This window comes from Amycolatopsis thermophila, from assembly GCF_030814215.1.
GTDB lineage: Bacteria > Actinomycetota > Actinomycetes > Mycobacteriales > Pseudonocardiaceae > Amycolatopsis_E > Amycolatopsis_E thermophila.
The window spans coordinates 2920597-2946955 of record NZ_JAUSUT010000001.1; the positions used below are offsets into that span (position 1 = coordinate 2920597).

Annotated in this window: 28 protein-coding genes; 16 read left to right on the forward strand and 12 right to left on the reverse strand. The window is 72.1% G+C overall.

Going from position 1 to position 26359, the window contains the following annotated elements:
- Positions 1–21: 21 nt before the first annotated feature.
- Positions 22–2256, reverse strand: coding sequence for a helicase-associated domain-containing protein (locus tag FB470_RS14525; RefSeq protein ID WP_306991938.1), 2235 nt, complete (start codon positions 2254–2256; stop codon positions 22–24).
- Between the two features lie 87 nt (positions 2257–2343).
- Here FB470_RS14525 and FB470_RS14530 point away from each other — a divergent pair, with 87 nt between their 5' ends.
- The 6 genes from FB470_RS14530 (at position 2344) to FB470_RS14555 (ending at position 7738) form a co-directional block, all read left to right on the forward strand.
- Positions 2344–2532 carry a hypothetical protein gene (locus FB470_RS14530; RefSeq protein ID WP_191246027.1) on the forward strand — a complete coding sequence of 63 codons (189 nt, stop codon included), beginning with the start codon at positions 2344–2346 and terminating at the stop codon, positions 2530–2532.
- Between the two features lie 19 nt (positions 2533–2551).
- Positions 2552–3946 carry an NAD-dependent malic enzyme gene (locus FB470_RS14535; RefSeq protein ID WP_306991941.1) on the forward strand — a complete coding sequence of 465 codons (1395 nt, stop codon included), beginning with the start codon at positions 2552–2554 and terminating at the stop codon, positions 3944–3946.
- A gap of 6 nt (positions 3947–3952) precedes the next feature.
- Positions 3953–4375: a helix-turn-helix domain-containing protein gene (locus FB470_RS14540; protein ID WP_306991943.1), complete on the forward strand. Its 423-nt coding sequence runs from the start codon at positions 3953–3955 to the stop codon at positions 4373–4375.
- Positions 4376–4389: 14 nt separating this feature from the next.
- Positions 4390–4806: a VOC family protein gene (locus FB470_RS14545; RefSeq protein WP_306991945.1), complete on the forward strand. Its 417-nt coding sequence runs from the start codon at positions 4390–4392 to the stop codon at positions 4804–4806.
- Between the two features lie 1523 nt (positions 4807–6329).
- The gene (moaC, locus tag FB470_RS14550) at positions 6330–6800 is read left to right on the forward strand and encodes a cyclic pyranopterin monophosphate synthase MoaC (RefSeq protein WP_306991947.1); all 471 of its coding nucleotides are present in this window, start codon (positions 6330–6332) and stop codon (positions 6798–6800) included.
- The gene (locus FB470_RS14555; protein WP_306991949.1) at positions 6797–7738 is read left to right on the forward strand and encodes a molybdenum cofactor biosynthesis protein MoaE; all 942 of its coding nucleotides are present in this window, start codon (positions 6797–6799) and stop codon (positions 7736–7738) included. The genes moaC and FB470_RS14555 overlap by 4 nt, the downstream gene beginning before the upstream one ends.
- A 1156-nt stretch (positions 7739–8894) precedes the next feature.
- Here the strand turns inward: FB470_RS14555 and FB470_RS14560 are convergent.
- The 3 genes from FB470_RS14560 to moaA all read right to left on the reverse strand — a co-directional run bounded on the left by FB470_RS14560 (position 8895) and on the right by moaA (position 11309).
- Complete coding sequence (locus tag FB470_RS14560; protein WP_306991951.1) at positions 8895–9542, reverse strand: transglycosylase family protein; 648 nt, start codon at positions 9540–9542, stop codon at positions 8895–8897.
- Positions 9543–9986: 444 nt separating this feature from the next.
- Complete coding sequence (locus tag FB470_RS14565) at positions 9987–10238, reverse strand: MoaD/ThiS family protein (RefSeq protein ID WP_306991953.1); 252 nt, start codon at positions 10236–10238, stop codon at positions 9987–9989.
- Positions 10239–10247: 9 nt separating this feature from the next.
- Positions 10248–11309, reverse strand: coding sequence for a GTP 3',8-cyclase MoaA (moaA, locus tag FB470_RS14570; protein WP_306991955.1), 1062 nt, complete (start codon positions 11307–11309; stop codon positions 10248–10250).
- 126 nt (positions 11310–11435) lie between these two features.
- Here moaA and FB470_RS14575 point away from each other — a divergent pair, with 126 nt between their 5' ends.
- From FB470_RS14575 to FB470_RS14605, 7 genes are read left to right on the forward strand one after another with little or no spacing between them, the layout of a single operon-like run.
- Positions 11436–11888, forward strand: a complete 453-nt coding sequence (locus tag FB470_RS14575; RefSeq protein ID WP_306991957.1) for a MarR family transcriptional regulator — start codon at positions 11436–11438, stop codon at positions 11886–11888.
- 33 nt (positions 11889–11921) lie between these two features.
- Positions 11922–12326, forward strand: a complete 405-nt coding sequence (locus FB470_RS14580; RefSeq protein ID WP_306991959.1) for a TOBE domain-containing protein — start codon at positions 11922–11924, stop codon at positions 12324–12326.
- Complete coding sequence (modA, locus tag FB470_RS14585; RefSeq protein WP_370876469.1) at positions 12323–13075, forward strand: molybdate ABC transporter substrate-binding protein; 753 nt, start codon at positions 12323–12325, stop codon at positions 13073–13075. The genes FB470_RS14580 and modA overlap by 4 nt, the downstream gene beginning before the upstream one ends.
- Before the next feature lie 10 nt (positions 13076–13085).
- Entirely contained in the window at positions 13086–13862 is a 777-nt protein-coding gene (locus tag FB470_RS14590; protein ID WP_306991961.1) for an ABC transporter permease, read from the forward strand.
- On the forward strand, positions 13859–14935 hold the full coding sequence (locus tag FB470_RS14595; protein ID WP_306991963.1) for a sulfate/molybdate ABC transporter ATP-binding protein: 1077 nt from the start codon (positions 13859–13861) through the stop codon (positions 14933–14935). The genes FB470_RS14590 and FB470_RS14595 overlap by 4 nt, the downstream gene beginning before the upstream one ends.
- Positions 14932–15732 (forward strand): HAD-IIA family hydrolase, encoded by an 801-nt coding sequence (locus FB470_RS14600; protein ID WP_306991965.1) that lies wholly within the window; start codon positions 14932–14934, stop codon positions 15730–15732. Before FB470_RS14595 ends, FB470_RS14600 begins: the two co-directional genes overlap by 4 nt.
- A gap of 27 nt (positions 15733–15759) precedes the next feature.
- Positions 15760–16578, forward strand: coding sequence for a metallophosphoesterase family protein (locus FB470_RS14605; protein ID WP_306991967.1), 819 nt, complete (start codon positions 15760–15762; stop codon positions 16576–16578).
- Here FB470_RS14605 and FB470_RS14610 read toward each other — a convergent pair.
- From FB470_RS14610 to FB470_RS14635, 6 genes are all read right to left on the reverse strand, one after another.
- Complete coding sequence (locus FB470_RS14610) at positions 16575–16739, reverse strand: hypothetical protein (protein ID WP_306991969.1); 165 nt, start codon at positions 16737–16739, stop codon at positions 16575–16577. The two genes, FB470_RS14605 and FB470_RS14610, sit on opposite strands and share 4 nt — an antisense overlap.
- Before the next feature lie 43 nt (positions 16740–16782).
- Positions 16783–17427 carry a response regulator transcription factor gene (locus FB470_RS14615; protein ID WP_306991971.1) on the reverse strand — a complete coding sequence of 215 codons (645 nt, stop codon included), beginning with the start codon at positions 17425–17427 and terminating at the stop codon, positions 16783–16785.
- Positions 17415–18641 carry a sensor histidine kinase gene (locus tag FB470_RS14620; protein WP_306991973.1) on the reverse strand — a complete coding sequence of 409 codons (1227 nt, stop codon included), beginning with the start codon at positions 18639–18641 and terminating at the stop codon, positions 17415–17417. Before FB470_RS14620 ends, FB470_RS14615 begins: the two co-directional genes overlap by 13 nt.
- A 9-nt stretch (positions 18642–18650) precedes the next feature.
- A complete protein-coding gene (locus FB470_RS14625) occupies positions 18651–21167 on the reverse strand; it encodes an ABC transporter permease (protein ID WP_306991975.1) in 2517 nt (838 codons plus the stop codon).
- Positions 21164–21913, reverse strand: coding sequence for an ABC transporter ATP-binding protein (locus FB470_RS14630; RefSeq protein ID WP_306991977.1), 750 nt, complete (start codon positions 21911–21913; stop codon positions 21164–21166). Before FB470_RS14630 ends, FB470_RS14625 begins: the two co-directional genes overlap by 4 nt.
- A gap of 71 nt (positions 21914–21984) precedes the next feature.
- Positions 21985–23076 carry an MFS transporter gene (locus FB470_RS14635; protein ID WP_306991979.1) on the reverse strand — a complete coding sequence of 364 codons (1092 nt, stop codon included), beginning with the start codon at positions 23074–23076 and terminating at the stop codon, positions 21985–21987.
- Between FB470_RS14635 and FB470_RS14640 the strand changes: the two genes are divergently transcribed.
- A complete protein-coding gene (locus FB470_RS14640; protein ID WP_306991981.1) occupies positions 23071–23265 on the forward strand; it encodes a helix-turn-helix domain-containing protein in 195 nt (64 codons plus the stop codon). The genes FB470_RS14635 and FB470_RS14640 overlap by 6 nt on opposite strands.
- Positions 23259–23402, forward strand: coding sequence for a hypothetical protein (locus FB470_RS14645; protein ID WP_306991983.1), 144 nt, complete (start codon positions 23259–23261; stop codon positions 23400–23402). Before FB470_RS14640 ends, FB470_RS14645 begins: the two co-directional genes overlap by 7 nt.
- Here the strand turns inward: FB470_RS14645 and FB470_RS14650 are convergent.
- Positions 23390–23791, reverse strand: coding sequence for a YccF domain-containing protein (locus FB470_RS14650; RefSeq protein WP_306991985.1), 402 nt, complete (start codon positions 23789–23791; stop codon positions 23390–23392). The genes FB470_RS14645 and FB470_RS14650 overlap by 13 nt on opposite strands.
- Positions 23791–24552, reverse strand: a complete 762-nt coding sequence (locus tag FB470_RS14655; RefSeq protein WP_306991987.1) for a PhzF family phenazine biosynthesis protein — start codon at positions 24550–24552, stop codon at positions 23791–23793. The genes FB470_RS14650 and FB470_RS14655 overlap by 1 nt, the downstream gene beginning before the upstream one ends.
- An 85-nt stretch (positions 24553–24637) precedes the next feature.
- Between FB470_RS14655 and FB470_RS14660 the strand changes: the two genes are divergently transcribed.
- Positions 24638–26248 (forward strand): AMP-binding protein, encoded by a 1611-nt coding sequence (locus tag FB470_RS14660; RefSeq protein WP_306991989.1) that lies wholly within the window; start codon positions 24638–24640, stop codon positions 26246–26248.
- Positions 26249–26359: the final 111 nt, after the last annotated feature.

Below are 26359 nucleotides of genomic sequence, written 5' to 3' on the forward strand. Positions count from 1 at the left end.
CGTGCCGAGGAGTTCTGACGATCAGTCGTCGACCAGTGCGGCCGACGTGATCCGGTGCAGCGGGTACCGCTCGTCGTCCGTGCTGGTCAGCATGCCGCCACCGACGTGCGCCGGCGTGACGATCCGCTGGCTGGCCGTCCCGTGGGCGTCGACGTACCCGATCCACACCTCGCGCCGCTCGCGGTGGGCGCGGGCCAGCAGCGCCATCGTGGCCGCCGTGTCGGAACCGCCGCCGCCTCCGGGCAGCCGCACCGTCGCACCCTTGCGGCTCGCCGCCGCGCGGTCGCCCGCCCGGATGTGCGCGACCACCGACGCGGCCTGCTCCCCGTTCAACCCGCTGGGCTCGGCGATCACCCGCCGCGCGGCCCGCGGGCGCGCCGGGATCCGCCGTCCGGCGGGGCGCAGGTCCACGACCCGTCCGTCCGGCCCCTCGGCCGCCGGGGCGAAACCGGCCGCCCGCAACCCGTCCAGCACCTCGGCCAGCGGGTACGGGCTGATCAGCACCGTCGGGGCGATCTTGCGCAGCTCGTACTCCTCCGACGCCGGACTGCCGAGCACCTCCGCGAGCAGCACCTCGTCGTCGCAGCGCAGGAACGATCCGGCCGCCCCGCCGCGGAGCCGTCCGTGTCGCCGCGCCACGTCGTCGATCAGGTACGTCAGCGACTGCGGCACCTCGGTCGCCGAGCGCTTCCGGAACAGTTCGTGCAGCTCATCGGCCGTGCGACCGGTGTCGAGCGCCCGCCGCACGGACGCCTCCGTGATCCGGTAGACCGTCGCGTGCCCCGCCGACTCCACATCCGCCACCGCGGCGATCTCCGCGGCGAGGTCCATTTCCAGCGGACCCGGTGCGACCACCGTCAGGTCGGCCTGGACCAGCACGTACCCGATCGGCTTGGGCATCGCCTCGTACATCGCGGTCAGCGCCGCCGCGCGATCGCCCTCCAGCAGGGCCGCGCAGGCCGTCGTCACCGCACCGAGAGCGATCACCCCCAGCGCCGACGCCTCCGCGAACGCCCACCGCACCGTCTCGTCGCGCAACCGCCCGCCCCGCCGCGGCGCCCGCCACGCGAGCAGCTCGACCAGGTCGTCGCTGCCGTGCACGCCCGCACCGCGCGGCAGTTCGGCGAGCGTGCCGAGCACCCGCCGCCGCACCGCCGGCGCCAGCGGCCGCCGCAGGTCGTCCGACAGCGGCACGATCGGCTTGTCCTTGGCGTCGCGCTGACCCGCCAGCGCGGGCAGCCGCGGCAGGTCCAGCCAGGCTTCGGCGAGGATGACCCAGCGCTGCGCGGGCTCGGACGCCAGCCACGAGTCCGCCAGTGTCGTCGGTACCCACTCGGGCGCGGTGCTCTGGCTGTCCGCGACCAGCCCGGCCGCCACCGCCAGTTCGGCCAGCAGCGTCGCGCGGGTGTCGTCGACGTCCAGTTCGCGCGCCAGTTTGCGCAGCTCACGGACACCGAGGCCGCCGGACTTCAGCACCGGCGGCGGCTGGCCCGACCACTGCGCGAGCAGGGACTCCAGCTGCCGCAGGAACTCCATCGCCTCGCCCGCGGCCGCCTCGTCCACTGTGGACTGCTGGTGCGGCCGGGTCGGCAGCTCCGGCTCGCGCAGCGCCTTCGGCGAGCAGATGCGGCCACCGCGCAGGGCGATGGCGACCTCGCGCGGCAGCTCGACGGTCTCGTCGTCCCGGCGGATCAGCAACTTGCGCGCGAGCAGTTTCTGCACCGGTTTCGCGTCCGCGGCCAGCGACGGTTCGGCGCCGGCGTCCCGGGTCCGCCCGATGGGCGGGCCGGCGGCGAGGGCGCCGAGCAGGCCGCGTTCGTCGTCACCGACCTCGGCGAGCGCGGACTCGACGTCCAGGCCCGGTACGGAAGCGCCGAGCCCGGCCGGGAACGGCCCGGCCAGCTCACGCGCGGCGGGAATGACGCGGACGGCGTCGTCGTCGCCCCAGGCCAGCACCCGCGACCGCAACCGGTCCACGGCCGGCCGCACGTCGGCGCCGACCAGCCCGGCGACCGTCGCCAGCGGGACGGCCTCGGTGTCGGCGTCGGCGACCAGGAGGGCGTCCAGCACCGCGAGCGTGAACGTGTCCAGGTCCTCCATCGCCCTGGCGACGGATCCGGCGGTGCCGGCACGGGTGGCCAGCACCGTGCTGTCGGAGGGCGGCGGGGTCGCCAGATCGCGCCTGGCCTGCAGGAGCGCGGCCAGCTCGTCGTCGGACGCGGATCGCAGCCAGTCGGCCAGGGAGGTCGCGGGCATCACAGTGAGGATACCTGCCCTGACCATCGGGTTCGGGCGGCTGTGAGGCAAACTGGGGACCGTAGGTGCCGAGCACTGGAGGATGAAGTGGCGAAGGGCGACAAGGACAAGAAAAGCGGTCGTATCGACCCCACCTGGCCGCATCTGCCGGACGGTGAGCACCCGGTCACCGAGCTCTCCTCGGACCGCCAGGGCGCGCTGTCGCCGTTCGGGAACGTGACGTTCCCCCTTGACACCGTGCCGTACGTGCACCCCGAGACCGAGATCAACAAGTAGACAGCAGGGGGTTACTGCCGTGCCCGTTCCCGGCCCCGGCTATTCGATCACCGTTCGTGTCGAGGCGCCGCCGTCGGCGAGCGCCGCGGGCGACCTCACCTCGGCGGTGGGCCGGGTCGGCGGTGTGCTGACCGCGTTCGACGTGGTCGAGTCCCACGCGGACGCGATCGTCGTCGACATCACGGCGAACGTCTCCAACGCCGACCACGTCGAGCACGTCACCGACGCGCTCGACGCCCTGCCCGGGGTGCGGGTGCGCAAGGTCTCCGACCGCACCTTCCTCATGCACCTCGGCGGGAAGCTGTCGGTGTCGCCCAAGGTGCAGCTGCGCAACCGTGACGACCTCTCCCGCGCGTACACGCCGGGCGTGGCGCGGGTGTGCCAGGCGATCGCGGCCAACCCGGCCGACGCGCGCCGGCTGACCATCAAGCGCAACACGGTCGCGGTCGTCACCGACGGTTCCGCCGTGCTCGGCCTGGGCAACATCGGCCCGGCCGCGGCGCTGCCGGTGATGGAGGGCAAGGCGGCGCTGTTCAAGAAGTTCGCCGACGTCGACGCGTGGCCGGTGTGCCTGGACACCCAGGACACCGAGGAGATCATCAAGATCGTCAAGGCGCTGGCGCCGGTGTACGCGGGGATCAACCTCGAGGACATCGCCGCGCCGCGCTGCTTCGAGATCGAGAAGCGGCTGCGGGAGCAGCTCGACATCCCGGTGTTCCACGACGACCAGCACGGCACCGCGATCGTCGTGCTCGCCGCCCTGCGCAACGCGCTGCGGGTGGTCGGCAAGGAGATCGAGGACTGCAAGGTCGTGGTCAGCGGCGCGGGTGCGGCCGGTTCGGCGATCATGCGGCTGCTGATGCACAAGAAGCCGGGCGACATCATCGCCGCGGACATCAACGGCATCGTCCATCTGGGACGGTCCGATTTGGACGACAACCTGCGGTGGCTGGCGGAGAACACCAACAAGGACAACGTGTCCGGCACCCTGCACGACGCGCTCGTCGGTGCCGACGTGTTCATCGGCGTGTCCGCGCCGAACCTGTTCGGGGCCGAGCAGGTCGCGACCATGGCGGACAAGGCGGTGGTGTTCGCGCTGGCCAACCCGGACCCGGAGATCGACCCGCTCGAGGCCCAGAAGCACGCGGCGGTCGTGGCGACCGGGCGCAGCGACTACCCGAACCAGATCAACAACGTGCTCGCGTTCCCCGGTGTGTTCCGCGGTCTGCTCGACGCGCAGGCGCACGAGATCACCGACGACATGCTGATCGCGGCGGCGAACGCGATCGCCGACGTGGTGGACGACCGGTTGAACGCGTCCTACATCGTGCCGAGCGTGTTCGACTCGGCGGTGGCGCCGGCGGTGGCCGAGGCGGTCAAGGCGGCGGCGCGCAGGTCCGGCGCGGCCGGCTGAGTTCCGATGAGCCGCGCCGTCGAGGAGTCGAATCGCCGGATGCTGCGGGCCCGTGACGCGATGGACCGGGCCTTCGCGCAGCCCCTCGACGTCGCGGCACTGGCCCGTTTGGTGCACGTCTCGGAGGCGCACTTCATCCGCACGTTCCGGGCGACCTTCGGCGAGACGCCGCACCGCTACCTGCAGCGGCGCCGGGTGGAGCGGTCGATGTTCATGCTGCGGGAGACGCAGCAGAGCGTCACGTCGATCTGTTTCGCCGTCGGGTTCACCAGCCTGGGCACCTTCAGCCGCACGTTCCGGGAGATCGTGGGGCAGTCGCCGTCGGAGTACCGCCGGGGCGCCGGGGGTTCGGTCGCGGCGCCGACGTGTTTCGCGATGGCGTGGACGCGACCGAGCAGTTTCGGAGAAGCCAGGGGTGTCGCGGGCTGAATAGGCTTCCGAGCATGTTCAACGCGATCACACTGTCCCAGATTTTCGTCACCGATCAGGATGAGGCGCTCGAGTTCTACTGCGGGAAGCTCGGGTTCGAGGTGAAGGTCGACCAGGACCTGGGTTTCATGCGCTGGCTGACGGTCTGCGTGCCGGGCGAGCCGGGGCGCGAGATCCTGCTGGAGAAGCCCGGGCCGCCCGCGATGGACGAGGGGACCGCCTCGCAGGTCCGGGAGCTCCTCGCCAAGGGCGCGACGGGCGGCTGGATCGGCCTCACGACCGACGACTGCCGCAAAACGTACGAGGAACTGCTGGCGAAGGGCGTGGAATTCACGCAGGAGCCGACCGAGCGGCCCTACGGCATCGACTGCGGCCTCCGGGACCCCTTCGGCAACGCGATTCGCATCAACCAGCCGGTGCAGGTGGACTGAGGGTTGCGTTGAGCGCGGGTCGGCTCCAGTCAACCGGCGCCGACCTGCGTGGGGTTGGGTTTCGGAGCGGCTGGTGCGGGCCGGTGGGGGTTGGGTTTCGGACCGGCTGGTGCGGACCCGCGTGGGCGGGCTTCGGATCGGCTGGTGCCTACTCGTGGGGTTGGGTTCCGGTTGGCTGGTGCGGACCCGCGTGGTGGGTTTGATCGGCTGGTGCCGGCCCGAGTCAGTTGGGTTTGATCGACTGGTGCGGGCCTGCGTGGGCCGGCTTCGGACCGGCTGGTGCCGACTCGCGCGGGTTGTCCCAGTTGGCTGGCGTCGACCCGTGGGGGTTGGGTTTCGGTTGGTTGGTGGGGACCCGCGTGGGTGGGTTTGACCGGCTGGTGCCGACCGGAGTCGGTTGGGTTTGATCGGCTGGTGCGGACTACGTGGGCGGGCTTCGGACCGGCTGGCGCCGACCGGACTCGGTTGGGTTTGACCGGCAGGTGGCGACTCGCGCGGGTTGGTCCCAGTTGCCTGGCGCGACCCGTGGGTTGGGTTTCGATTGGCTGGCGTCAACCCGTGTGGATTGGTTCCGGTTGGCTGGTGTGGACGCCGGCGGCCGCCTGATCGTCGGCGGCTGCGGCACCACCCTGGCCGGTCTTTTGTCGGGTTCCGTTTGTGGGTCGTGGTAGCAGGCCGCGCTTGTCACGCGGAGAGTCCGCTCGTGCGACCGTGACCGGTCCGATCGCTTGGTCGTCAATGGTCCGTTCGCGACCGGGCGAGGGGCCCAGTCATGCGGCGGCGAAGAGTTCCCTCCGGTGGTCGCGAGAAGTCCACTCGCGCCCTTGCGAAGACTCCACTCACGCGGTCACGAATGGACCATTCGCGTGGTCGCGAACGGACCACTGGTGCGGTCGCGGAGGGGCAAGTCGCGGCGTCACGAAGAGCCCGCTCGCGTGGTCGCGAGAAGTCCGCTCGCGTGGTCAGGAAGGACCGTTCGCGCGGCGGTCTACTCGTGCGGTCGCGAACGGTCCGTTCACAGGGCCACGAAGGGGCCAGTCAGGCGGTGGCGAAGAGACCGCTCGCACGCCATGAAAGGACCAGTTGCGCGGTCATGAAAGGCCCGCTCGTGCGGTCGCGAAGGGCCCGCTCGCGTGGTCGCGAAGGGCCCGCTCGTGCGATGGCGACGGGCCGCTCGTGCGGTGGCGACGGTCCCGATGGTGTGGTCGAGAAGGCCTCAGTCCTGCGGTGGCGACGGGCCCGCTCGCGCGGTCACGAAGTGCCCACCAGCGCGTCCCAACCGGACGAGCCCCGTTCAGTAAGAGCGCGAGTGACCGCCGAGTGAACGGGCCGTTCGTCCCAGCGCGAGTGGTCCGGTCGTGTTCGTGGTGGCGCGAGTGGCGCGGTCGCGAGTGTGCGAACGGTCCGTTCGTGAGGGCGCCAGTGGTGTCCGCGCGAATTGACCGTTCAGCCGGGGGCCGGTGGACCACCGGTGACGGCTACTGGCTGACCGAGGTGCGGGTCCGGCGATTAGCCTTGTCGGCGTGAGTGAACTCAGCCACGTCGACGAGGCGGGCGCCGCGCGGATGGTCGACGTCTCCGGCAAGGAGGCCACGGCCCGTACGGCCGTCGCGACCGGTGTTGTGCGCACCACCGCCCACGTGATCGACCTGCTGTCCCGCGACGGGCTGCCCAAGGGCGACGCCCTGGCCACCGCGCGGATCGCCGGGATCATGGGCGCCAAGAAGGTGCCCGAGCTGATCCCGCTCTGCCACCAGATCGCCCTGTCCGGCGTCAAGGTCGACTTCGACCTCGGGCCCGCCGAAATCCGCATCACGGCGACGGCCAAGACGACCGACCGGACCGGCGTCGAGATGGAGGCGCTGACCGCCGTCGCGGTCGCGGGGCTCACCGTGCACGACATGATCAAGGCCGTCGACCCCGCGGCCACCCTCGACGGGGTCCGTTTGGAACGCAAACTCGGCGGCAAAACCGGTGTCTGGGAGCGGCCATGAACAACGACAAGCGCACCGCGCGGGTGATCGTCGCCTCCAACCGGGCGTCGGCGGGGGTCTACGAGGACCGCACCGGGCCGGTGATCGTCGACTGGCTTGCTGAACACGGCTTCGACGTTCCGCCGCCGCAGGTCGTCCCCGACGGGGAACCGGTCGCGAACGCCCTGCGGGAGGCGCTGGCCGACGACGTGCACGTCATCATCACCACCGGCGGCACCGGCATCTCGCCCACCGACCGCACCCCGGACGTGACGGCCCCGCTGCTCGACCACCAGCTCCCCGGCCTCGCCGACGCCATCCGGCGGGCCGGGCTGCCCAAGGTGCCCACGGCCGTACTGTCCCGCGGCCTGGCCGGAGTGGCCGGACGGACGCTCGTCGTGAACCTGCCCGGGTCGCGCGGTGGCGTGAAGGACGGGCTCGGCGTGCTCGACGGGGTGCTCACCCACGCCGTCGACCAGCTCGCGGGCGCGGACCACCCGCGCCCGACACCGGCGCCGGAAACCAAGGAAGCACCCCCGCAAGTGGTGCGAGCCGAGGTGACCGAACAGCCGTTGTCCGTCGAGGAGCATGCGGCGCTCGTGGACGACCAGTCCGCGGGGGCCGTGGTGACGTTCGGCGGCGTGGTGCGGGACCACGACGGTGGCAAGGGCGTGAAGGCCCTCTACTACGAGGGACATCCCAGTGCGGGCGATGTGCTGGCTCGGGTGGTCGCCGAGGTCGCCGGTCGGCGCGCCGGGGTGCGGGCGATCGCGGTGAGCCATCGGCTGGGTGCGCTGGAGATCGGCGATGTGGCGCTCGCGTGCGCCGTGTCGGCCGACCACCGGGCAGAGGCCTTCGCGACCTGCGCGGAACTGGTCGACGAGGTGAAGGCCCAGCTGCCGGTGTGGAAGCACCAGCACTTCACCGATGGGTCGGACGAGTGGGTGAACTCGCCCTGACGCCGCGGCCCGTTGGTGAGGCCGACTGACCTGAGGTGAGCGGGACGGCCCGGTGGGGTGAGCCCGCCTCCCGGGAGAAGTGAGGCGCGCCAACTGGGGCGGTGGTCCGGGCGCTGGAAGGCTAGCTACCCGGACGCCACGGGTGAAGCCGCCAGGGTGCCGTGGTCAGGGTGCTGGCTGTGGTCGTCACGGCCCAAGGTGCTTGCCCCCGGGATCCACTGCCGGGAGTGCGGCTGCGATGGCACCTGCCGGATGCGGCGGCGAGGGCGCTTGCGGTCTGGCCACCTGCGCCAGGGGTGGAGCCACTCGGGGACCGCGGCCGGAGTCGAACCGCTTGGGGACTGCGGCCGGGGCAAGGACGCTGGAACCATGACCAAGGGGCGCTGGCCACCATGGATGCCGTGGTCACGGCGCTTGTCTTCTGGAAACGACGGCCGGGTTCGAGCCTCCCAGGGAACGTGGCCGGGCGGGCGAGGGCCCTGGAGACCGCGAGCCGGGTGGAGCCACCCGGAGAGCGCGGCTCGGGCGAACCGTCTGGGGACCGCGGCCGGGTGGGTAACCCCTGGACCTTGGACACCTCGGCTGGGCAATCACACCGCGCGGAGTTGGTGGCTGTGGTCGTGTTGGGGGGCGCCGCCGTGCGGGCCTTGACTCTGGCCGCGTCGGTTGGGCAATCACATCGCCCGGAGAGCGCGGCTCGGGCGAGCCGTCTGGGGACCGCGGCCGGGCGGGTAACCCCTGGACCCTGGCCACGTGGGCTGGGTAATCACTCCGCCCGGAGTTGGTGGCTGTGGTCGTGCTGGGGGGCGCCGGCGTGCGGGCTAGAACCGTGGCCGCGTGGGCTGGGTAATCACTTCACCCGGACGTGGTGGCTGTAGTCGAGCCGACTGCGGACCGCGGCCGGGCCGGGCCGGCCGGTAAAGCCTGGACCCTGGCCAGGTCGGCTGGCAATCACTCCACCCGGAGACCGTGGCTGTGGTCGTGCTGGGCGGATCACCGCCGCGGCGGGCCAGAACCCTGGCCACCGCAGGCGGCCCATCACTCCACCCGGAGAGACCGCAGGGGGGCGGTCACAACGATCCGGAAGAGCCACGGCCAGGGCGCCGGCTGCCCCACCACCCGGGGGATTGCGGTGGGGCTTCCGGCGCCCGAGGCGTCACTTCGTGGCGATCTTCTGCCCGACCAGGATCAGGTTCGGGTTCGAGATGTACTTCGAGTTCAGCTCCTGCAGCTTCTGGTAGCCGCCCTCGACGTTGAACTTCTTGGCGATCCCGGACAGCGTGTCGCCGGCCATGATCGTGTAGTCACCGTTCGGGTTGGAGCTCGGCACGCTGACGGCCGGAGCCGGGGTGCTCTTCTTCGGCGCGGCCTTCGGAGTCGTGCTCTGCTTCGGCGCGGTCGACTTCTTCGGCGTCGAGCCCTTGGTGTTGCTGCCCTTGTAGCTCGCCGACGAGCCGGCCTTCTTGCCGCACACCGGCCAGGCGCCGATGCCCTGGCCCTGCAGGACGCGCTCGGCGACGGCGATCTGCTCCTCCCGCGAAGCGTTCTGCGGGCTGCCGGTGCCGCCGTAGGCCTTCCAGGTGCTGGCGGTGAACTGCAGACCACCGTAGAAGCCGTTGCCGGTGTTGGTGCTCCAGTTGCCACCGCTTTCGCACTGCGCGATGGCGTCCCAGTTGACGCTGGAGGCCTGCGCGGGGGTCGCGGCGATGGCCAGCGGGGTGCCGACCGCGATACCCGCGACAGCGACGCGGGCGATGTTGCGAGCGGCGGGGGACATCTTGCGGTGCTTGCCTCGGTAGGACATTCCATCGACTCGGTTCTCGCGCCGACGAGCTCACGCTGCGAGGCGAACCCTGAGGGGTCCTGCTCCACCCGGCGGGGTCCGGGCGAGCCAATCGGGCCTTCGCGAGAACGCTCGGGTCCGACCCTCTCCGTCCCTGTCCGGAAAACCTTCTTTCGCTCGGGGTTTGGTCCGGGATTCCGCCGGACAGGATTTGGCGCTCGGAATCCCGGTGTTGCCGTGGCCGGTCGGGGCCAGCCGAAAAGCGACGGTACGTAACGGCGAGCGTGATCGGAAATTATTCGGGCTGTGACCTACATCACAGTAACATCGAGCAACCTGTGCCGATCTCGGTGTTTCTCCTGGTCAGCGTGCCGTTACCTGGCCGTTTCCAAGTCGAGATATTTCACCGATCGTGAGGTCTGGATCACGTCGTTTCGGCACCGTTGGGCCGTTCGTGAACCCCGTTCAACCGCCGGCGAAGGGCGGTAGGACGTCCAGTTCCGCCCCCGCGGGGAGGGGCCGCGAGGGGTCGCGGACGGCAACCCCGTCGACGAGGAAACTGGCCGCCTGGAGGATCCGGGGCAGCCGCTCCGGATGAAGATCACGGAGAGCGACGACGGCCTCCGCGACGGAGGCTCCGGCCGGCAGGTGGAGTACCTCTTCTTCCACGCCCGCGGCCGCGCGCGCGGACGCGAAATAGCGCACCAGGACGCTCATGGTCAAGATCTATCCCCCGATCGCGCTCATCGGCCGGATCGGCTGGGCGAAGCCGGCGTCGTTGATCTCGTGGCCGGCGAGCTTGCCCCACATGGTCATCCGCCAGGTCTGCGCGATCTCCTCGTCGTCCGCCCCGCCGCGCAGCAGGGCGCGCAGGTCGGTCTCGTCGTTGCTGAACAGGCACGACCGCACCGCGCCGTCCGCCGTCAGCCGCGTGCGCTCGCACGCCGCGCAGAACGGGCGGGTGACCGATGCGATGATCCCGACGTCGCCCGGGCCGCCGTCGACGAGCCAGCGCTCGGCGGGCGCCCCGCCGCGCTCGCCCGGGCTCGGTGAGAGCGTGAACTCCTTGCTGAGCAAGGAAAAGATCTCCTCCGCGGTCACCATCGACGAGCGGTTCCAGCCGTGCTGGGCGTCCAGTGGCATCTGCTCGATGAACCGGAGGTGGTAGCCGTGCTCGAGGCAGAACCGCAGCAGGGACGCCGCCTCGTGCTCGTTGATCCCGCGCAGCAGCACGGCGTTCACCTTCACCGGGTCCAGCCCCGCGTCGCGCGCGGCGGCGAGCCCGTCCAGGACGTGCCCGAGCCGGTCGCGGCGGGCGATCCGCACGAACGTCTCCCGGTCGACGGTGTCGAGCGAGACGTTGATCCGGTCCAGGCCCGCCTCGGCGAACGCGTGGGCCCGCTTGGCGAGCCCGATCCCGTTGGTGGTCATGGACAGCCGGGGCCGCGGGCGCAGGGCGGCGATCTCGGCCACCAAGTGCTCGAGCCCGGGCCGCAGCAGCGGTTCGCCGCCGGTGAGGCGGATGTCGGTGACGCCGAGGCGTTCCACCGCGATCCGCAGCAGGCGCACCAGCTCGTCGTCGGTGAGCACCTCCTCGCCCGGCAGCCACGGCAGGCCCTCGGCGGGCATGCAGTAGGTGCAGCGGAGGTTGCAGCGGTCGGTCAGCGACACGCGAAGATCCGTCGCGACCCGGCCGAACGTGTCGACGAGGGCGGGGTTGTCGGGGCGGGGCTCACTGGTTCCGCGTGTGCCCGGCACGCGGGGGAGCCCGAGATTTACCGCACTCATTGACACCAGCCTAACCCGCCGACGGCCCTGTGGATCGTCACTAGAATGTCTCGTGAGCGAAGTGTTTCAACCGCGAAGACTACTTGGGAAGGGACGCGCCGGATGCCCGACGGGAAAAGGTACCCGGTGCCCGCGGACGTACTCGCGCGCTTCGCCGAGATCGGGCGCGAATCCAGCACCCTCGCGGTCCTCCGGCACGCCCAGATCGCCGAGAAGATGGGCCTGTCCGCGACCGACCACAAGGCCCTCGACCTGGCCGCCCGCGCCGACGGGCCGCTGACGGCGGGCGAGATCGCCAAGCTCACCGGCCTGTCCACCGGCGCGGTCACCGGCGTGATCGACCGGCTGGAGCGCGCGGGTTTCGTCCGCCGCGTGCGCGACGCGAAGGACCGCCGCAAGGTCCTCGTCGAGGTGCTGCCGCTGGACGAGGAGAAGGTGGCGCCGTTGTTCGAGTCCGCGCTCATCGTCACCGAGAAGGTGCTGGAGAAGTTCACCCCGGCCGAGCGCGAGGTCATCGAGCGTTACCAGAACGAGCTGATGGCTTTGTTGCGCGCGGACGTTCTGGGTGGCAACCCATAGCTTTTCCGCAAACGCGGGGATAATCTCCGGTGCATGCCGCAATTCCGGTTATCCGAAGCTGCCGAGCTGCTCGGCGTGAGCGACGACACCGTCCGGCGCTGGGTGCGGGGCGGGCAGCTCACCGCCACCGCGGACGCGGCCGGCCGCAAGGTCGTCGACGGCGCGGAACTGGCCGCGTTCGCCCGTGAGCAGGCCGCGCGGCCCACCGACCCCTCCGGTGTCGGCCGGTCGGCGCGCAACCGGTTCGTCGGCCTGGTCACCGAGGTGACGGCCGACAAGGTGATGGCGCAGGTCGAGATGCAGTGCGGCCCGTTCCGGGTGGTGTCGCTGATGAGCACGGAGGCGGTGCGGGAACTGGGGCTCAAGCCCGGCTCCCTCGCGGTCGCCGTGGTGAAGGCGACGACGGTCGTCGTCGAAACTCCAGGAGGACAGAGTTGAAGAAGCTGGGTGCCCTGATCGCCGCGGCCGCGCTGCTGGTCGCCGGATGCGGGTCCTCCTCCGGGGGGAGCGGGAACACGACGCTCACCGTGTTCGCCGCGGCGTCGCTCACCGAGTCGTTCACCGCGCTCAAGACCGCCTTCGAGAGCGCCCATCCGGGCACCGAGGTGAAGTTCAACTTCGCCGGCTCGTCCTCGCTCGTGCAGCAGATGTCCAACGGCGCGCGGGCGGACGTGTTCGCCTCGGCCGACCAGGCCAACATGGACAAGGCCGTGCAGGCGGGCGTGATCGACGGCTCCCCGGCGCTGTTCGCGACCAACAAGCTCACCATCGCCGTCGCGCCCGGCAACCCCAAGCGCATCACGTCCTTCGCCGACCTCGCCGAGGGCGGGCTGACCGTCGTCGTGTGCGCCCCGCAGGTGCCGTGCGGCTCGGCGACCCAGAAGGTCGAGCAGAAGACCGGCGTCACGCTCAAGCCGGCCAGCGAGGAGCAGGACGTCAAGCAGGTGCTGAACAAGGTGCAGACCGGGGACGCCGACGCCGGCCTGGTCTACGTCACCGATGCCGCCGGCGCCGCCGGCAAGGTCGCGCAGGTCGACTTCCCGGAGGCCGCCCAGGCCATCAACAACTACCCGATCGCGGTGGTGAAGAACGCGCCGCAGAGCGACCTGGCCAGGCAGTGGGTCCAGTTCGTGCTGGGCGCGCAGGGCCGGGCCGAGCTGCAGAAGGCCGGTTTTGGCGCTCCGTAGGACCCGGCGGGTGCCGTGGGTTCTGTGGGTACCCGCGGCACTCGCCCTCGCCCTCGTCGTGCTGCCGGTGGTCGGTCTCCTCGTGCGGACCGACCTCCGCCGCGTTCCGGGCCTGATCGTCTCCGAGGCCTCGCTCACGGCGCTGCGGCTGTCGCTGGAGACGGCGGCGGTGTCGACGGCGGCGTGCATCGTGCTCGGGGTGCCGCTGGCCGTCGTGCTGGCCCGGTCGGCCGTGCCCGGCATCCGCGTGCTGCGGGCGGTGGTGCTGCTGCCCCTGGTGCTGCCACCCGTGGTCGGCGGGCTCGCGCTGCTGTACCTGCTGGGGCGCAAGGGTTTTCTCGGGTACGTGCTGGACGTGACGGCCGGGGTGCAGGTCCCGTTCACCACGGCCGCGGTGGTGATCGCCCAGACCTTCGTCGCGATGCCCTTCCTCGTGGTGAGCCTGGAAGGCGCGCTGCGCAGCGGCGGCGACCGGTACGAGCAGATCGCCTCGACGCTGGGCGCCCGCCCGTGGACGGTGTTCCGCCGCGTCACCCTGCCGTTGCTGCTGCCCGCCCTCGGGTCGGGCGCGGTGCTCAGCTTCGCCCGCGCGCTCGGTGAGTTCGGCGCGACCATCACCTTCGCCGGCAGCCTGGACGGCGTCACGCGGACGCTGCCGCTGGCCGTCTACACGCAGGCGGAGGTCGATGTGGACAGTGCGGTCGCACTGGCGCTGCTGCTGATCGTCGTCGCGATCGTGGTCATCGCGGTGGCCCGGCCCCGCGCGCTGGAGGGGAACGTCCGGTGAGCCTGCACGCGGAGATCGAGCTGACGCGCGGCACGTTCGGCCTGTCGGTCGCCTTCGACGTGCCCGCCGGTGCCGTGCTGGCGATCCTCGGGCCGAACGGTTCCGGCAAGTCGAGCATCCTCGGCAGCCTGGCCGGGCTGTTCCGGCCGGACCGCGCGGTGATCACCCTCGGCGGGCGGGACCTGCACGACCTGCCCGCGCACGAGCGTGCGGTGGGGCTGCTGTCCCAGGACCCGCTGCTCTTCCCGCACCTGTCCGTTGTGGACAACGTGGCGTTTTCCCCGCGGTCCACTGGCAAGAGCCGGGCGGAATCCCGCGAGATCGCCCGGCGCTGGCTGGCCGAGGTGGACGCCGCCGAGTTCGCCGAGCGCAAGCCGGGGCAGCTCTCCGGCGGGCAGGCGCAGCGGGTCGCCGTCGCGAGGGCGCTGGCCGGCAGCCCGGACCTGCTGCTGCTCGACGAGCCGCTCGCCGCGCTCGACGTGGACGCGGCGCCGGCGATCCGCGGCCTGCTGCGACGGGTGCTGGCCGCCGACCCGCACCGCGCGACGGTGCTGGTCACGCACGACCCGCTGGACGCGCTCGCCCTGGCCGACCACGTCGTGGTGCTGTCCGCGGGCCGAGTGGTCGAGCGCGGACCGACGCGCGAGGTGCTCGCGGCGCCGCGAACGGCTTTCACCGCGCGGATCGCGGGGCTCAACCTGGTTCCCGGCACCGCGGTCGCCGACGGGCTGCGGACCGCGGACGGCAGCCTGGTGGCCGGGATGCTCGCCGCCGACGCGGTCGCCGGTGAGCCCGCGGTGGCGGTGTTCGAGCCGAGCGCGGTCTCGGTCTACCCCGCGCAGGACGGCCACCCGGGCAGCCCGCGCAACACGATCGGGGCGGTCGTCGGAGCGCTGGAACCACACGGACCGGTGATCCGGGTCCGCGCCGCCGGCGCGGGCTGGGCGGCCGGGCTGTCCGCCGACCTCACCCCGGCCGCGGTCGCCGACCTGCGGCTCGAGCCGGGCGTCGGCGTTCGGCTGGCGATCAAGGCCACCGCGGTGACGGTGCACCCGGCTAGTCTTCAGACATGAGCCGTTGGACGTACCTGACCGACATGGACGGCGTGCTGGTGCACGAGGAGCACCTGGTGCCCGGCGCCGACGAGTTCCTCGCCGAGCTGCGCGCCAACGACACCCCGTTCCTGGTTCTGACCAACAACTCCATCTACACCCCGCGTGACCTGCGGGCCCGGTTGTTGCGCACCGGGCTGGACGTGCCCGAGGAACGCATCTGGACCTCCGCGCTGGCGACCGCGAAGTTCCTGCACAGCCAGCGGCCCGGCGGCTCGGCGTTCGTCATCGGCGAAGCCGGCCTGACCACCGCGCTGCACGAGGCCGGGTACGTGCTCACCGACCGCGACCCGGACTACGTCGTGCTCGGCGAGACCCGCACGTACAGCTTCACCGCCATCACCCGCGCCATCCGGCTCATCGAGGCCGGGGCGAAGTTCATCGCGACCAACCCGGACGCGACCGGGCCGAGCCTCGAGGGCAGCCTGCCGGCGACGGGGTCGATCGCCGCGCTGATCGAGCGGGCGACCGGGCGGCAGCCGTACTTCGTGGGCAAGCCGAACCCGCTGATGATGCGCTCGGCCCTGCGCAGCCTGGGCGCGCACTCCGAGGGCACCGTCATGATCGGCGACCGGATGGACACCGACGTGCACTCCGGGATCGAGGCCGGCCTGCAGACCGTGCTGGTGCTCACCGGCATCTCGACCAAGGAGTCGGCCGAGCGGTACCCGTACCGGCCCACGCTCGTGGTGGATTCGATCGCGGACCTGGTCGGCCGCACGCAGGACCCGTTCGGGGACGGGGCGGTGCTCACCTGACCTGCGGCAACCGCCTATCGTCGAAGGATGAGTGACCATCAGCGCCCCGATGCCCGCACCTACGTCGTCGGCGACGTGCACGGGCATCGGGACGAGCTGGCGGCCGCGCTGCGCCGGATCGGGCTGATCGACGAGGCCGGCGACTGGTCCGGCGGAGACGCGCACCTGTGGTTCCTCGGGGACTTCGTCGACCGCGGCCCGGACGGCATCGGCGCGATCGACCTGGTGATGCGGCTGCACCGGCAGGCCGCGGAAGCCGGCGGGTCGACGCAGACCCTGCTCGGCAACCACGAGATCCTGCTGCTGGGCATGCACCGCTTCGGTGACACCGAGGTGCCGTCCGACTTCGGCCCGCGCAGTTTCGCGCGCAGCTGGGAGATCAACGGCGGGCAGCTGTCCGATCAGGACGCTCTGACCGACGAGCACGTCGAGTGGCTGACCAGCCGCCCGCTCATCGCGCACGCGGCGAACCACCTGCTGATGCACTCGGACACCGTCGAGTACCTCGACTGGGGTGACGACGCCGAGGACATCAACACCACCGTACGGGAGATCCTGGCCGGCGACGACCTGGCCGAGTGGTGGGACGTGTGGCGGCGCATGACCACGCGCTACGCCTTCCGCGGCCCGCACGGCCCGGACATCGCCGACTACCTGCTGGAACAGCTGGGCGGCGAGCGGATCGTGCACGGGCACAGCGTGATCGCCGACCAGCTGGGCATCCACCCGAGCCAGATCGAGGCGCCCTACCTGTACGCGGGCGGGAAGGCCCTGGGCATCGACGGCGGCCTGTTCGTCGGCGGGCCGTGCCTCGTCGTACCGCTGCCCTGGAGACCCGAGGACTAGGGGATGCACGCGGCGGGGTTGATCGACTGGTCGGTCCCGGTCGACTCCACCGCCGCCGCAACGTCATCGAGCGCGGCGTCAACCAGCTCGAACAACGGCGCGGCATCGCCACCCGGTTCGACAAACCCGCCACCGTCCACCGCGCCGCCGTCCTCCTCCACGAGGTCATCACCTGGACAAAGGCTGTGTCAGACACGCTCCAGCTCACTGGTTGAGGTAGGCCAGGACGGCGCGCACCCGCCGGTGGGTGTCGTCGGACGGGGGCAGGTCGAGTTTGGTCAGGATGTTGCCGATGTGCTTCTCCACCGAGGCCGGGGCGAGGACCAGCTCGGCGCAGATGGCCGAGTTCGACAGCCCCTGCGCGACGAGACCGAGCACCTCACGTTCCCGCGCGGTCAGCGCCGCGATGCCCTGGTCGCCGGTGTTGCGGGCGAACAGCTGCCGCACCACCTCCGGGTCCATCACGGTTCCGCCGCCAGCCACGCGCTCCAGCGCGTCGAGGAAGTCGTCCAGCGCGGTCACCCGGTCCTTCAACAGGTAACCGACCGCGCCCTGGCCGTCGGCGATCAGCTCGGCGGCGTACACGCGCTCGACGTACTGCGACAGGATCAGGATCGGGGTCCGCGGCTCGCGCGCGCGGATCGCGAGCGCGGCGCGCAACCCCTCGTCCCGGAACCCCGGGGGCAGCCGGACGTCCACGATCGACACGTCCGGCCGCTGGTCGGCGACCGCCCGTTCCAGCTCCGGCGCACTCGCCACGGCGGCGACGACATCGTGCCCGGTGTCGGTGAGCATCCGGACCAGGCCGTCCCGCAACAACAACAGGTCCTCGGCGATCACAACGCGCATGGCAGCTCCGCTCGAACGGTGGTCGGCCCGCCGGCCGGACTGGTGACCGACAGGGTGCCGTCGAGCGCCTCGACCCGGCGGCGCAGGCCGTCCAGCCCGCTCCCGGTCGCGTCGGCGCCACCCCGGCCGTCGTCGTGGACCGCGACGGAGAGCGTGTCGCCGCCGCGTTCGATCGTGATCGTGCACGCCGCGGCGGCGGCGTGCTTCACGGCGTTCGCGAGTCCTTCCGCGGCGACGAAGTACGCCGCTGACTCGACCGCGGGAGGGAGGTCCCCCAGCTCGGACGCGCGCACCTCGACCGGCAGGGGCGCGTCGCCCGCGAGCGCGGCGAGCGCGGCGGTCAGGCCGCGGTCGGTCAGGATCGGCGGGTGGATGCCGCGGACCAGCCGCCGCAGCTCGGCCAGCGCCTCGTCCAGTTGCCGCCGCGCGGTCCCGATGTCCGCACCCGCCGTCTGCCCGGTCTGCCGCAGCTTGCGTTCCGCCAGCGCGAGGGTCATCCCGGCGGCCACGATCCGCGCCTGCGCACCGTCGTGCAGGTCGCGCTCGATCCGCCGCAGCTCGGCGGCCTGGGCGTCGACCACCCGGCGGCGCGTCACGGCCAGTTCGCGGGCGCGCCGCGCGAGGCGCTGCCGCGGGCCGGGTTCGAGCAGCGCCGCCGCGGCCGTGGCCTGCAGGCGGGCCGCGGTCGTGACCAGCCACCACACCGCCGGCGCCAGCAGCAGCCCGATCACCGTCAGCACGAACCGGCCGCCGGTCGTGTTGAACAACCAGTCCACGACGGGCGGCAGGTACGGGTTGGGCACCGCCCACAGCCACACCGGCGCGAGGATCGTCCCGAGGTCGACGAGCCCGACGAGCACGCCGGCGAGCCCGCCCGCGAGCCCGGCCGGGAACAGCAGCACCAGCCACGCCAGGTCGCGCCAGGTGGCCGGTTCGCGCACCAGTGCGCGCCCGCGCGACCACGGGTTTCCGCGCAGCGGAGCGGAATACGGCGATTCGACCGGCCGTCCGAGCACCAGCGCCGCCCGCAGCCGCTCGAGCCCCGCGATCCGCCGGGTCATCCAGGTCACCAGGAGGAACGCGGGCGGCGCCAGGTAGGTGAACGACAGCACGCCGCTGACCAGCGTGGTGAGCAGGGCCCACACGAAGGTGGCGGGCCCCAGCACCAGGCTGGTCAGCAGGTGGGCCAGGGCGTGCGCCCCGCGGCGGATCACGTGTTCAAGCTATCCGTCGGCCCGGCCGGTGACGGCGGGGAGTGACCGGCGGCGGATCACCACCCGGGCCGGCACCATCCCGGCGACCATCCCCAGCAGACCCACACCGCCGAGCAGCGTCAGGTACCGCAGTGGCTCGGCGAACAGCCGCCACCGGCCGTCCTGGGCGATGCTGAACGTGCCGACGACGGCCCCGCTGATCACGCAACCCAGCACCAGCGCGACGGCCACGGTGATCAGCGCCTCCCGGCCGAGCATCCGGTGCAGCTGCCGCGGGGTGGCGCCGGCGAGGCGCAGGTCGGCGAATTCGCGGCGCCGGGCGCCCGTGGCGACGGCGAACGTGTTCAGCACGGCGATCGCGGTGAAGCCGAGCGAGATGACCACCATCAGCTCCCACGCGGCCTGCTGGTTCTGGACGTCCGCCGGGCCGCCCCGCGGGTCGGCCGCGTCGGTCGCCACGAGGGCCGGCCACCGGTGCGCGACGGTCTCGGCGACGTCCGGCGCGCCGCGCAGGTACAGGGCGCCGACCACACCGCGCGGGTCGTGCGTGGCGATGAGGTCGGCGGGCAGCACCACATCGCCGAAGCCGCGCCAGTTCCTGTAGATCGCCACCACGGTGAGCTCCGTCCGGGTGCCGTCGGCGAGCCAGAAGACCGGGCGGTCGCCGAGGTGCCAGCTCCGGGCGGCGGCGAGCGGGCCGCTCACCGCGACCGTGCCCGGGCGCACGCCGGCGAGGTCTCCGTCGGTCACGCCGAGGTTCACCGCCGGTTCCCCCGACGCGCGCAGGCCCTGCGCGGCGTAGTCCTCCGGCTTGCCGCTCTCGTCGACGACGACCCGGGTGGGCAGGGTCGCCGCGGAACCCGTCACACCGGCGAGGGCCGCGACCTGCTCCGCCGTCCCCAGCGGGATCCCGCTCGCCGCGGCGACCCGGACGGTGGCCGGTGCGGTGCGGGCGGCCTGCTGGTCGGCGGTGACCGCGGTGAGGATGTCGCCGTTCACCAGCATCGTGCCGTTGATCGCGAACACCAGCGTCAGCGGGATCGCGACGCCGGCCACGCGGCGGGAGTCGGCGCGGGCCACCGCGCTCGCCACCCGCCCGACGACCCCGGTGAGACCGACCAGCCGGGCCACCACCGCCGTGAGCGCACCGACCAGGACCGGGCCGAGCGCGGCGACCGCGCACAGCAGCAGGGAGCAGGAGATGAAGCCCATGCCCATGCCGAACGGCCCGCCGAGCGGCACCAGGCCCAGCACCGCCACCGCGCCGCCGACCAGGATCGCCGCGAGGACGATCCGGGGCAGCACCCCGACCCGCCCCGCCGTCACGGTCTCCCGCATCGCCTGGGTGGGCGCGATCCGGACCGCCCGACGGGCCGCGATCGCGGTGGCGAGCACCGTCACGCCGAGCCCCAGCACGACGGCGGCGATCAGCACCACGGCGTTGAGCGACACGGTGAACTGCGGTGGCACGGCGTCGAGGTCCCGGAATCGGGCGGCGATCAGGTGAGCGGCCACGATCCCGGCGGGCAGCCCGGGCACGGCCGCGGCCAGCGTCACGAGGGTGATCTCCAGCCGCAGCATCCGGCGCAGCTGCCGGGGCGTCGCGCCGGCAGCGCGCAGCAGCGCGAGTTCCCGCAGCCGCTGCCGGACCGCGAGCGACACCGTGCCGGTGAGCACGAACACCGCCGCGAACCCGGTGATGCCGAGGACGAACCCGAAGACGGAGACGGCACCGATGTAGTCCGGCACTGCGCCCGGCAGGTCCGCGGCCGGCCGGTCCGCTCCGGTGTGGACGGTCGCGGTCGCGCCGATCCCGTTCCGGAGAGCCGTGAGCACGTCGCCGCCCTCCGCCCCCGGCTCCAGGCGCACCGCGACCGCGGTCGGGCCCGGCAGCCCGGACAGCTGCGCGACCTGCTCGTCGGCGACGAACACCGCCGCCTGTCCCGGCACGTTCCCGTCGGCGACACCGGCGACCCGCAGCTCGGCGGTGCCCGTCCGGCTGGTCATCCGCACCGCCTGGCCGACGTGTGCGCCGAAGGAACCCTGCAGCACCACCTCGCCCCGACGCGGGGCGGCGCCCTCGCGCAACGGGTACGGGGTCAGTGCAGCCGACGACCAGCCGTGCGCGACCGTCGCCGCGTCCGGAGCCCGCAGCGGTTTCCCGTCGGCGTCGAGCGCGACCGGGAACGCGTAGTCCGCGACCGCCTCGGCCACACCCGGCGTCGCCGCGACCCGTCCGGCCAGCTCGGCCGGCAGGGGCTGCGCACCGCTGAGCCGCTCCTCCTTCGTCTTGACCTTGACCTTGTCGCCCTTGTCGGTCGCCGTGGTCAGCACGACCGAGCGATCGCCCGCCACCACCGCGTCGGCGGCGGCGAACCGGTCCCCGTCCGGACCCGCGGTCAGGACCGACCACAGCAGCAGCCCGCTGCCCGCGATCAGCGCGATCGCCAGGAACGCGGTGAGGAAGGTGCCGGCGAACGACCCGAGCCGGTGCCGCATGCTCGCCGCGGCCAGTTTCCCCATCATCGGGTCAGCTCCATCATCCGGGCCGACACCTGCTCGGCGGACGGCGAAGAGAGCTCGCCGGCGATCCGGCCGTCGGCGAGGAACACCGCCCGGTCCGCCCAGGCGGCCGCGGCCGGGTCGTGCGTCACCATCACGATGGTCGCGCCCAGCTCGTCCACGAAGCTGCGCAACAGAGCCAGCACGTCGCGGCCCGTCGTCAGGTCCAGCGCGCCCGTCGGCTCGTCACCGAAGATCACCTCCGGGCGCCCGGCCAGTGCCCGGGCGAGGGCGACCCGCTGCTGTTGGCCGCCGGAGAGCTGCCCCGGCCGCGCCTTCTCCCGGCCGGCCAGCCCCACGCGCGCCAGCAACTCGCGCGCCCAGCCGCGGTCGGGCCGGGTGCCGGCGAGCCGCTGCGGCAGCAGGACGTTGTCCCACACCGACAGCGAGTCGACGAGGTTGAACGACTGGAACACGAACCCGACGTGCGCGCGGCGGACCGCGGTCAGCTTCGGCTCGCGGAGGGTCGCGACGTCCTGGCCGGCGAGCACGACCCGTCCCGACGTCGGCCGGTCCAGGCCCGCCGCGCAGTGCAGCAGGGTCGACTTGCCCGACCCGGACGGCCCCATGACCGCCGTGAACGATCCCCGCGCGAAGCCGACCGACACGCCGTCGAGCGCCCGCACCCCACCCGGGTGCACCTTCGTGACACCCGTCAGCTCGACCACGTCCCGCGGCGGAGCTTGCCGCACATCCCGTACCTGAACCATGTCTGCCAGCCTGGCCGGGCGCGGGCGCCGAACCCACCGGGCGGGCACTGATCCGCGGGGTAGGGCTGTCCCTACCCCCGCACCCGGCGGTCGCGGCACAAGATCGCCAGCGCGATGCCGAGGCCGGCCACCGTCACCGCGGCCGCGGCGGGGTAGCGGGCGCGTGGGCCGACGCCGGTGATCAGCTGCCCGCCCAGCCACCCGCCGGCGGCGAGCTGGAAGCCCGACGCGTTGACCGCGACGGCCAGGGTGGGCGCGGCTCCCGCCGCGGTGAGCACGCGCGTCTGCATGCCCGGGACGATCGCGAACGCCGGCGCGCCGAGGACGAACGTGAGGACCGCCGCCGCCGCGCGATGGCCCGCGGCGAGCCAGAACAGGACCAGCGTCATGGCCAGCGCGGTCAGCATCCACGCCGGCGACGGCATCAGCGCCCGGTCCGCCAGCCGCCCGCCGGCCACGTTCCCAATCACCGCGCCGGTGCCGTACACCAGCAGCAGCACCGGCACGGCGTCCGCGTCGAACCCGCTCACCTCGGTCAGCAGCGGCGCGATGCAGGTGAAAACCGTGACCGCGCCGAGGTTTCCGACCGCCGTCAGGACGATGCCGAGCTGCACCCCGCGGTCGGCGAGCACGCGGAGTTCGCCGGTCGCCGAGCCGCCGGGTGCGGGGAACGCCGGGACGAAGCGGAGCACCAGTAGCAGCGCGAGCAATGTGATCACCGCGACCGCGACGAACGTCGCCCGCCAGCCGAAGTGGTGGCCGACGAACGTGCCCAGCGGCGTGCCCAGGACGATGCCGAGGTTGAGGCCCAGTGCGACCTTGGCGATCATCCCCGCCTGCCCGCCTTCGGGCGCCATCGCGGCGGTGGTCGCGATGGCCAGCGCGAAGAACGTCGCGACGATCAGGCCGGCGACGAACCTCGCCAGCACCAGGACGACGTAGCCGGGCGCCACCGCCGACCCGGGGTTCGCCAGCACGGAGACCGCGACCAGCCCGGTGATCAGCGGTTTCCGGCCGGCCCGCGCGGTCAGGGTGGTGACCACCGGGCCGCCGGCGATCATGCCCGCGGCGTAGGCGCTCACCAGCAGACCGGCCGCCGGCACGGAGACGGACAGGTCCGCTGTGACGTCGAGATCGATCGCGACGTGTGCGAACTGGTGCACGAATTCGCCCACCGGCTCGACGTGCACGTCCGCCGCGTCGCCGAAGAGGTGGGCCTGACGCCGGCCCAGGTCGTCGCGCTGCGCGAGCTGTCCGAGCCGATCACCGCGCGGGAGCTGGCGAAGCGGATGTCCTGCGAGGCGTCCAACGCGACGTTCGTGATCGACCGGCGGGCGAAGGGATCGTGCTGACCGACGCCGGGCAGGAGTCGCGAACCGGGGTGGTGGAGCGGCTCAACCGGGCTTCGCCACTCGTTTCACCGCGTCAGGACCAGCAGGAGTCGCTGGTCGAGCTGCTCCGGGCGCTCGCCGGGCCTCAGGGGCGGTAGTAGGCGTCGGTGCCGCGATCGACGGGCACGATCGCCTTGCCCAGCGGCATCAGCGAGACCGGGATCAGCTTGAAGTTCGCCAGCCCCAGCGGGATCCCGATGATGGTGACGCACAGGACGATGCCGGTGAGCACGTGCCCGATCGCGAGCCAGATCCCGGCGAACACGATCCAGATGACGTTGCCGATCAGCGAGCCCACGCCCGCGTCGCGGCGGTCGACGATCGTCCGGCCGAACGGCCACAGCGCGTAGTTCGCGATGCGGAACGACGCGATGCCGAACGGGATCGTGACGATCAGGACGCAGCAGATGATCCCGGCGACCAGGTATGCCACGGCCATCCAGAAGCCGGCGAACACCAGCCAGATCAGGTTCAGGATCAGGCGCATCAGACGTGCAGCTCCCCACTGACGACGGTGACGGCCTGTCCGGACAGCGTCACCCGGTCCCCGTTCAGCAGGACCCGGACGATCCCGCCGCGTTCCGACGCCTGCTCGCCGACGAGCTCGGTCCGCCCGAGCCGGTCCGCCCAGTACGGCGCGAGCAGGCAGTGCGCCGACCCGGTGACCGGGTCCTCCGGCACGCCGACGGCGGGCCCGAAGACGCGGCTGACGAAGTCGGCCTCGTCGTGGTCGCCGGGCGCCGTCACGACGAGGCAGCGCGCGTCCCAACCCGCGATGACGTCCAGGTCCGGCTTCAGCTCGCGCACCTGTGTCGCGTGGGCGACCTCGACGAGGATGTCCCACCTGCCGCGGGCGACGCCCTCGATGGTGACCCCGGCCAGGGCGTCGAGCACGTCGTCGTCGGCGCTGCGCGGCGGGTCGCTCGGGAAGTCCATGCTGACCCAGCCGTCCTCGGCCCTGGTGCGCAGTTCGCCGCTGCGGGTGGTGAACACCTGCTCGCCGCCCAGGACGTGCCCGGTGGCCAGGGTCGCGTGCCCGCACAGGTCCACCTCGACCGCCGGGGTGAACCAGCGCAGCGACTTGGGGCCGTCGCCGGACACCTCCACGAACGCCGTTTCCGAGTGCCGCAGCTCGGCGGCCACCGACTGCATCCACGCGGTCTCGGCCGGTTCGTCGAGCAGCACGACACCGGCGGGGTTGCCCGCGAACGGGGTGCCGGTGAACGCGTCGACGATCGAGAGCCTCATGCCACCCACTCTAGGGGGTGTCCGGGAGGGGCCGGGATTTCTAAACTCGGCGGGAGTCAGTGTCGACCGCGTCCGAGGAGGCGTCATGCCAGCCCTGCCGAGTTATGCGTCGGGTATCTCCGAGGTGCCCCTGCTCGGGGACACCATCGGCGACAATTTCGACCGGACCGTGGCGGCGTTCGGCGAGCGGGACGCGCTGGTGGACTGCGCCGCCGGCCGCCGCTGGACCTACCGCGAGCTGGCGGCCGAGGTCGACGCGCTGGCCGCGGGGCTGGCCGGGCGCGGGATCGTCAAGGGCGACCGGGTCGGCATCTGGTCGCCCAACTGTGCCGAGTGGACGTTCCTGCAGTACGCGACGGCGAAGATCGGGGCGATCCTGGTCAACATCAACCCGGCCTACCGGTCGCACGAACTGGAGTTCGTGCTGAACCAGGCGGGGGTGCGGATGCTGGTGGCGGCGCGGACGTTCAAGACCTCCGATTACGCCGCCATGATCGAGGAGGTCCGGCCGCGGTGCGCGAGCCTGGAGCAGGTGGTGCTGCTGGGCTCGGCCGAGTGGTCCGAGCTGCTGGAGTCCGGGCGCGGCAAGCCGTTGCCGGAGGTGGGGTTGTCGGCGGACGACCCGATCAACATCCAGTACACCTCGGGGACGACGGGCTTCCCGAAGGGCGCCACGCTGTCGCACCACAACATCCTCAACAACGGCTTCTTCGTCGGCGAGCTGTGCCACTACACCGAGGCCGACCGGGTGTGCATCCCGGTGCCCTTCTACCACTGCTTCGGGATGGTGATGGGCAACCTGGCGGCCACCTCGCACGGGTCGTGCATGGTGATCCCGGCGCCCGCGTTCGACCCGAAGGCCACCCTGAAGGCGGTCGAGTCGGAGCGGTGCACGTCGCTGTACGGGGTGCCGACGATGTTCATCGCCGAGCTGTCCGAACCCGGCTTCGAGGACTACGACCTGTCGTCGCTGCGGACCGGCATCATGGCCGGCTCGCCCTGCCCGGTCGAGGTGATGAAGCAGGTCATCGAGCGGATGGGCATGTCCGAGGTGTCGATCTGCTACGGCATGACCGAAACGTCACCGGTGTCGACGCAGACCCGCGCGGACGATTCGATCGAACGGCGGGTGTCGACCGTGGGGCGGGTGGGGCCGCACCTGGAGGTCAAGATCGTCGACCCGGAGACCGGCCTGACCGCCCCGCGCGGCGAGCCGGGCGAGCTGTGCACGCGGGGTTATTCGGTGATGCTGGGCTACTGGGACCAGCCCGACAAGACGGCCGAGGTGATCGACGAGGCACGGTGGATGCACACGGGCGATCTCGGCGTGATGGACGACGAGGGCTACATCCAGATCACCGGGCGCATCAAGGACATGGTCATCCGCGGCGGGGAGAACATCTACCCGCGCGAGATCGAGGAGTTCCTGTACACCCACCCGGACGTGCTGGACGCGCAGGTGATCGGCGTGCCGGACGAGCGGTACGGCGAGGAGCTGATGGCGTGGATCCGGATGCGTGAGGGCGCGCAGCCGCTGACGGCGGAGTCCCTGCGGGAGTTCTGCACCGGGAAGCTGGCGCACTACAAGATCCCGCGGTACGTGCACATCGTCGACGAGTTCCCGATGACCGTGACGGGGAAGATCCGGAAGGTCGAAATGCGGGAAAAGGCAGTGGAGATCCTGAAACTGACGTAAGCGACGGTGGCGATGCGAGTGGCGCGGGCAGGCCCCGCGCCACCCGCGCATCTGTGGCAGGACCCTTCAGCCGGCTAGGGAGTGTCCTGTAACTGATCTACCTGCAGGCCT

Bases quoted from the DNA above. Each gene is read 5' to 3' on its own strand.
- FB470_RS14525 (WP_306991938.1), bottom strand. From the start codon at position 2,256: ATGCCCGCGACCTCCCTGGCCGACTGGCTGCGATCCGCGTCCGACGAC.
- FB470_RS14540 (WP_306991943.1), top strand. From the start codon at position 3,953: ATGAGCCGCGCCGTCGAGGAGTCGAATCGCCGGATGCTGCGGGCCCGT.
- FB470_RS14545 (WP_306991945.1), top strand. From the start codon at position 4,390: ATGTTCAACGCGATCACACTGTCCCAGATTTTCGTCACCGATCAGGAT.
- FB470_RS14555 (WP_306991949.1), top strand. From the start codon at position 6,797: ATGAACAACGACAAGCGCACCGCGCGGGTGATCGTCGCCTCCAACCGG.
- FB470_RS14560 (WP_306991951.1), bottom strand. From the start codon at position 9,542: ATGTCCTACCGAGGCAAGCACCGCAAGATGTCCCCCGCCGCTCGCAAC.
- FB470_RS14565 (WP_306991953.1), bottom strand. From the start codon at position 10,238: ATGAGCGTCCTGGTGCGCTATTTCGCGTCCGCGCGCGCGGCCGCGGGC.
- moaA (WP_306991955.1), bottom strand. From the start codon at position 11,309: ATGAGTGCGGTAAATCTCGGGCTCCCCCGCGTGCCGGGCACACGCGGA.
- FB470_RS14580 (WP_306991959.1), top strand. From the start codon at position 11,922: ATGCCGCAATTCCGGTTATCCGAAGCTGCCGAGCTGCTCGGCGTGAGC.
- FB470_RS14600 (WP_306991965.1), top strand. From the start codon at position 14,932: ATGAGCCGTTGGACGTACCTGACCGACATGGACGGCGTGCTGGTGCAC.
- FB470_RS14605 (WP_306991967.1), top strand. From the start codon at position 15,760: ATGAGTGACCATCAGCGCCCCGATGCCCGCACCTACGTCGTCGGCGAC.
- FB470_RS14615 (WP_306991971.1), bottom strand. From the start codon at position 17,427: ATGCGCGTTGTGATCGCCGAGGACCTGTTGTTGTTGCGGGACGGCCTG.
- FB470_RS14625 (WP_306991975.1), bottom strand. From the start codon at position 21,167: ATGATGGGGAAACTGGCCGCGGCGAGCATGCGGCACCGGCTCGGGTCG.
- FB470_RS14630 (WP_306991977.1), bottom strand. From the start codon at position 21,913: ATGGTTCAGGTACGGGATGTGCGGCAAGCTCCGCCGCGGGACGTGGTC.
- FB470_RS14650 (WP_306991985.1), bottom strand. From the start codon at position 23,791: ATGCGCCTGATCCTGAACCTGATCTGGCTGGTGTTCGCCGGCTTCTGG.
- FB470_RS14655 (WP_306991987.1), bottom strand. From the start codon at position 24,552: ATGAGGCTCTCGATCGTCGACGCGTTCACCGGCACCCCGTTCGCGGGC.
- FB470_RS14660 (WP_306991989.1), top strand. From the start codon at position 24,638: ATGCCAGCCCTGCCGAGTTATGCGTCGGGTATCTCCGAGGTGCCCCTG.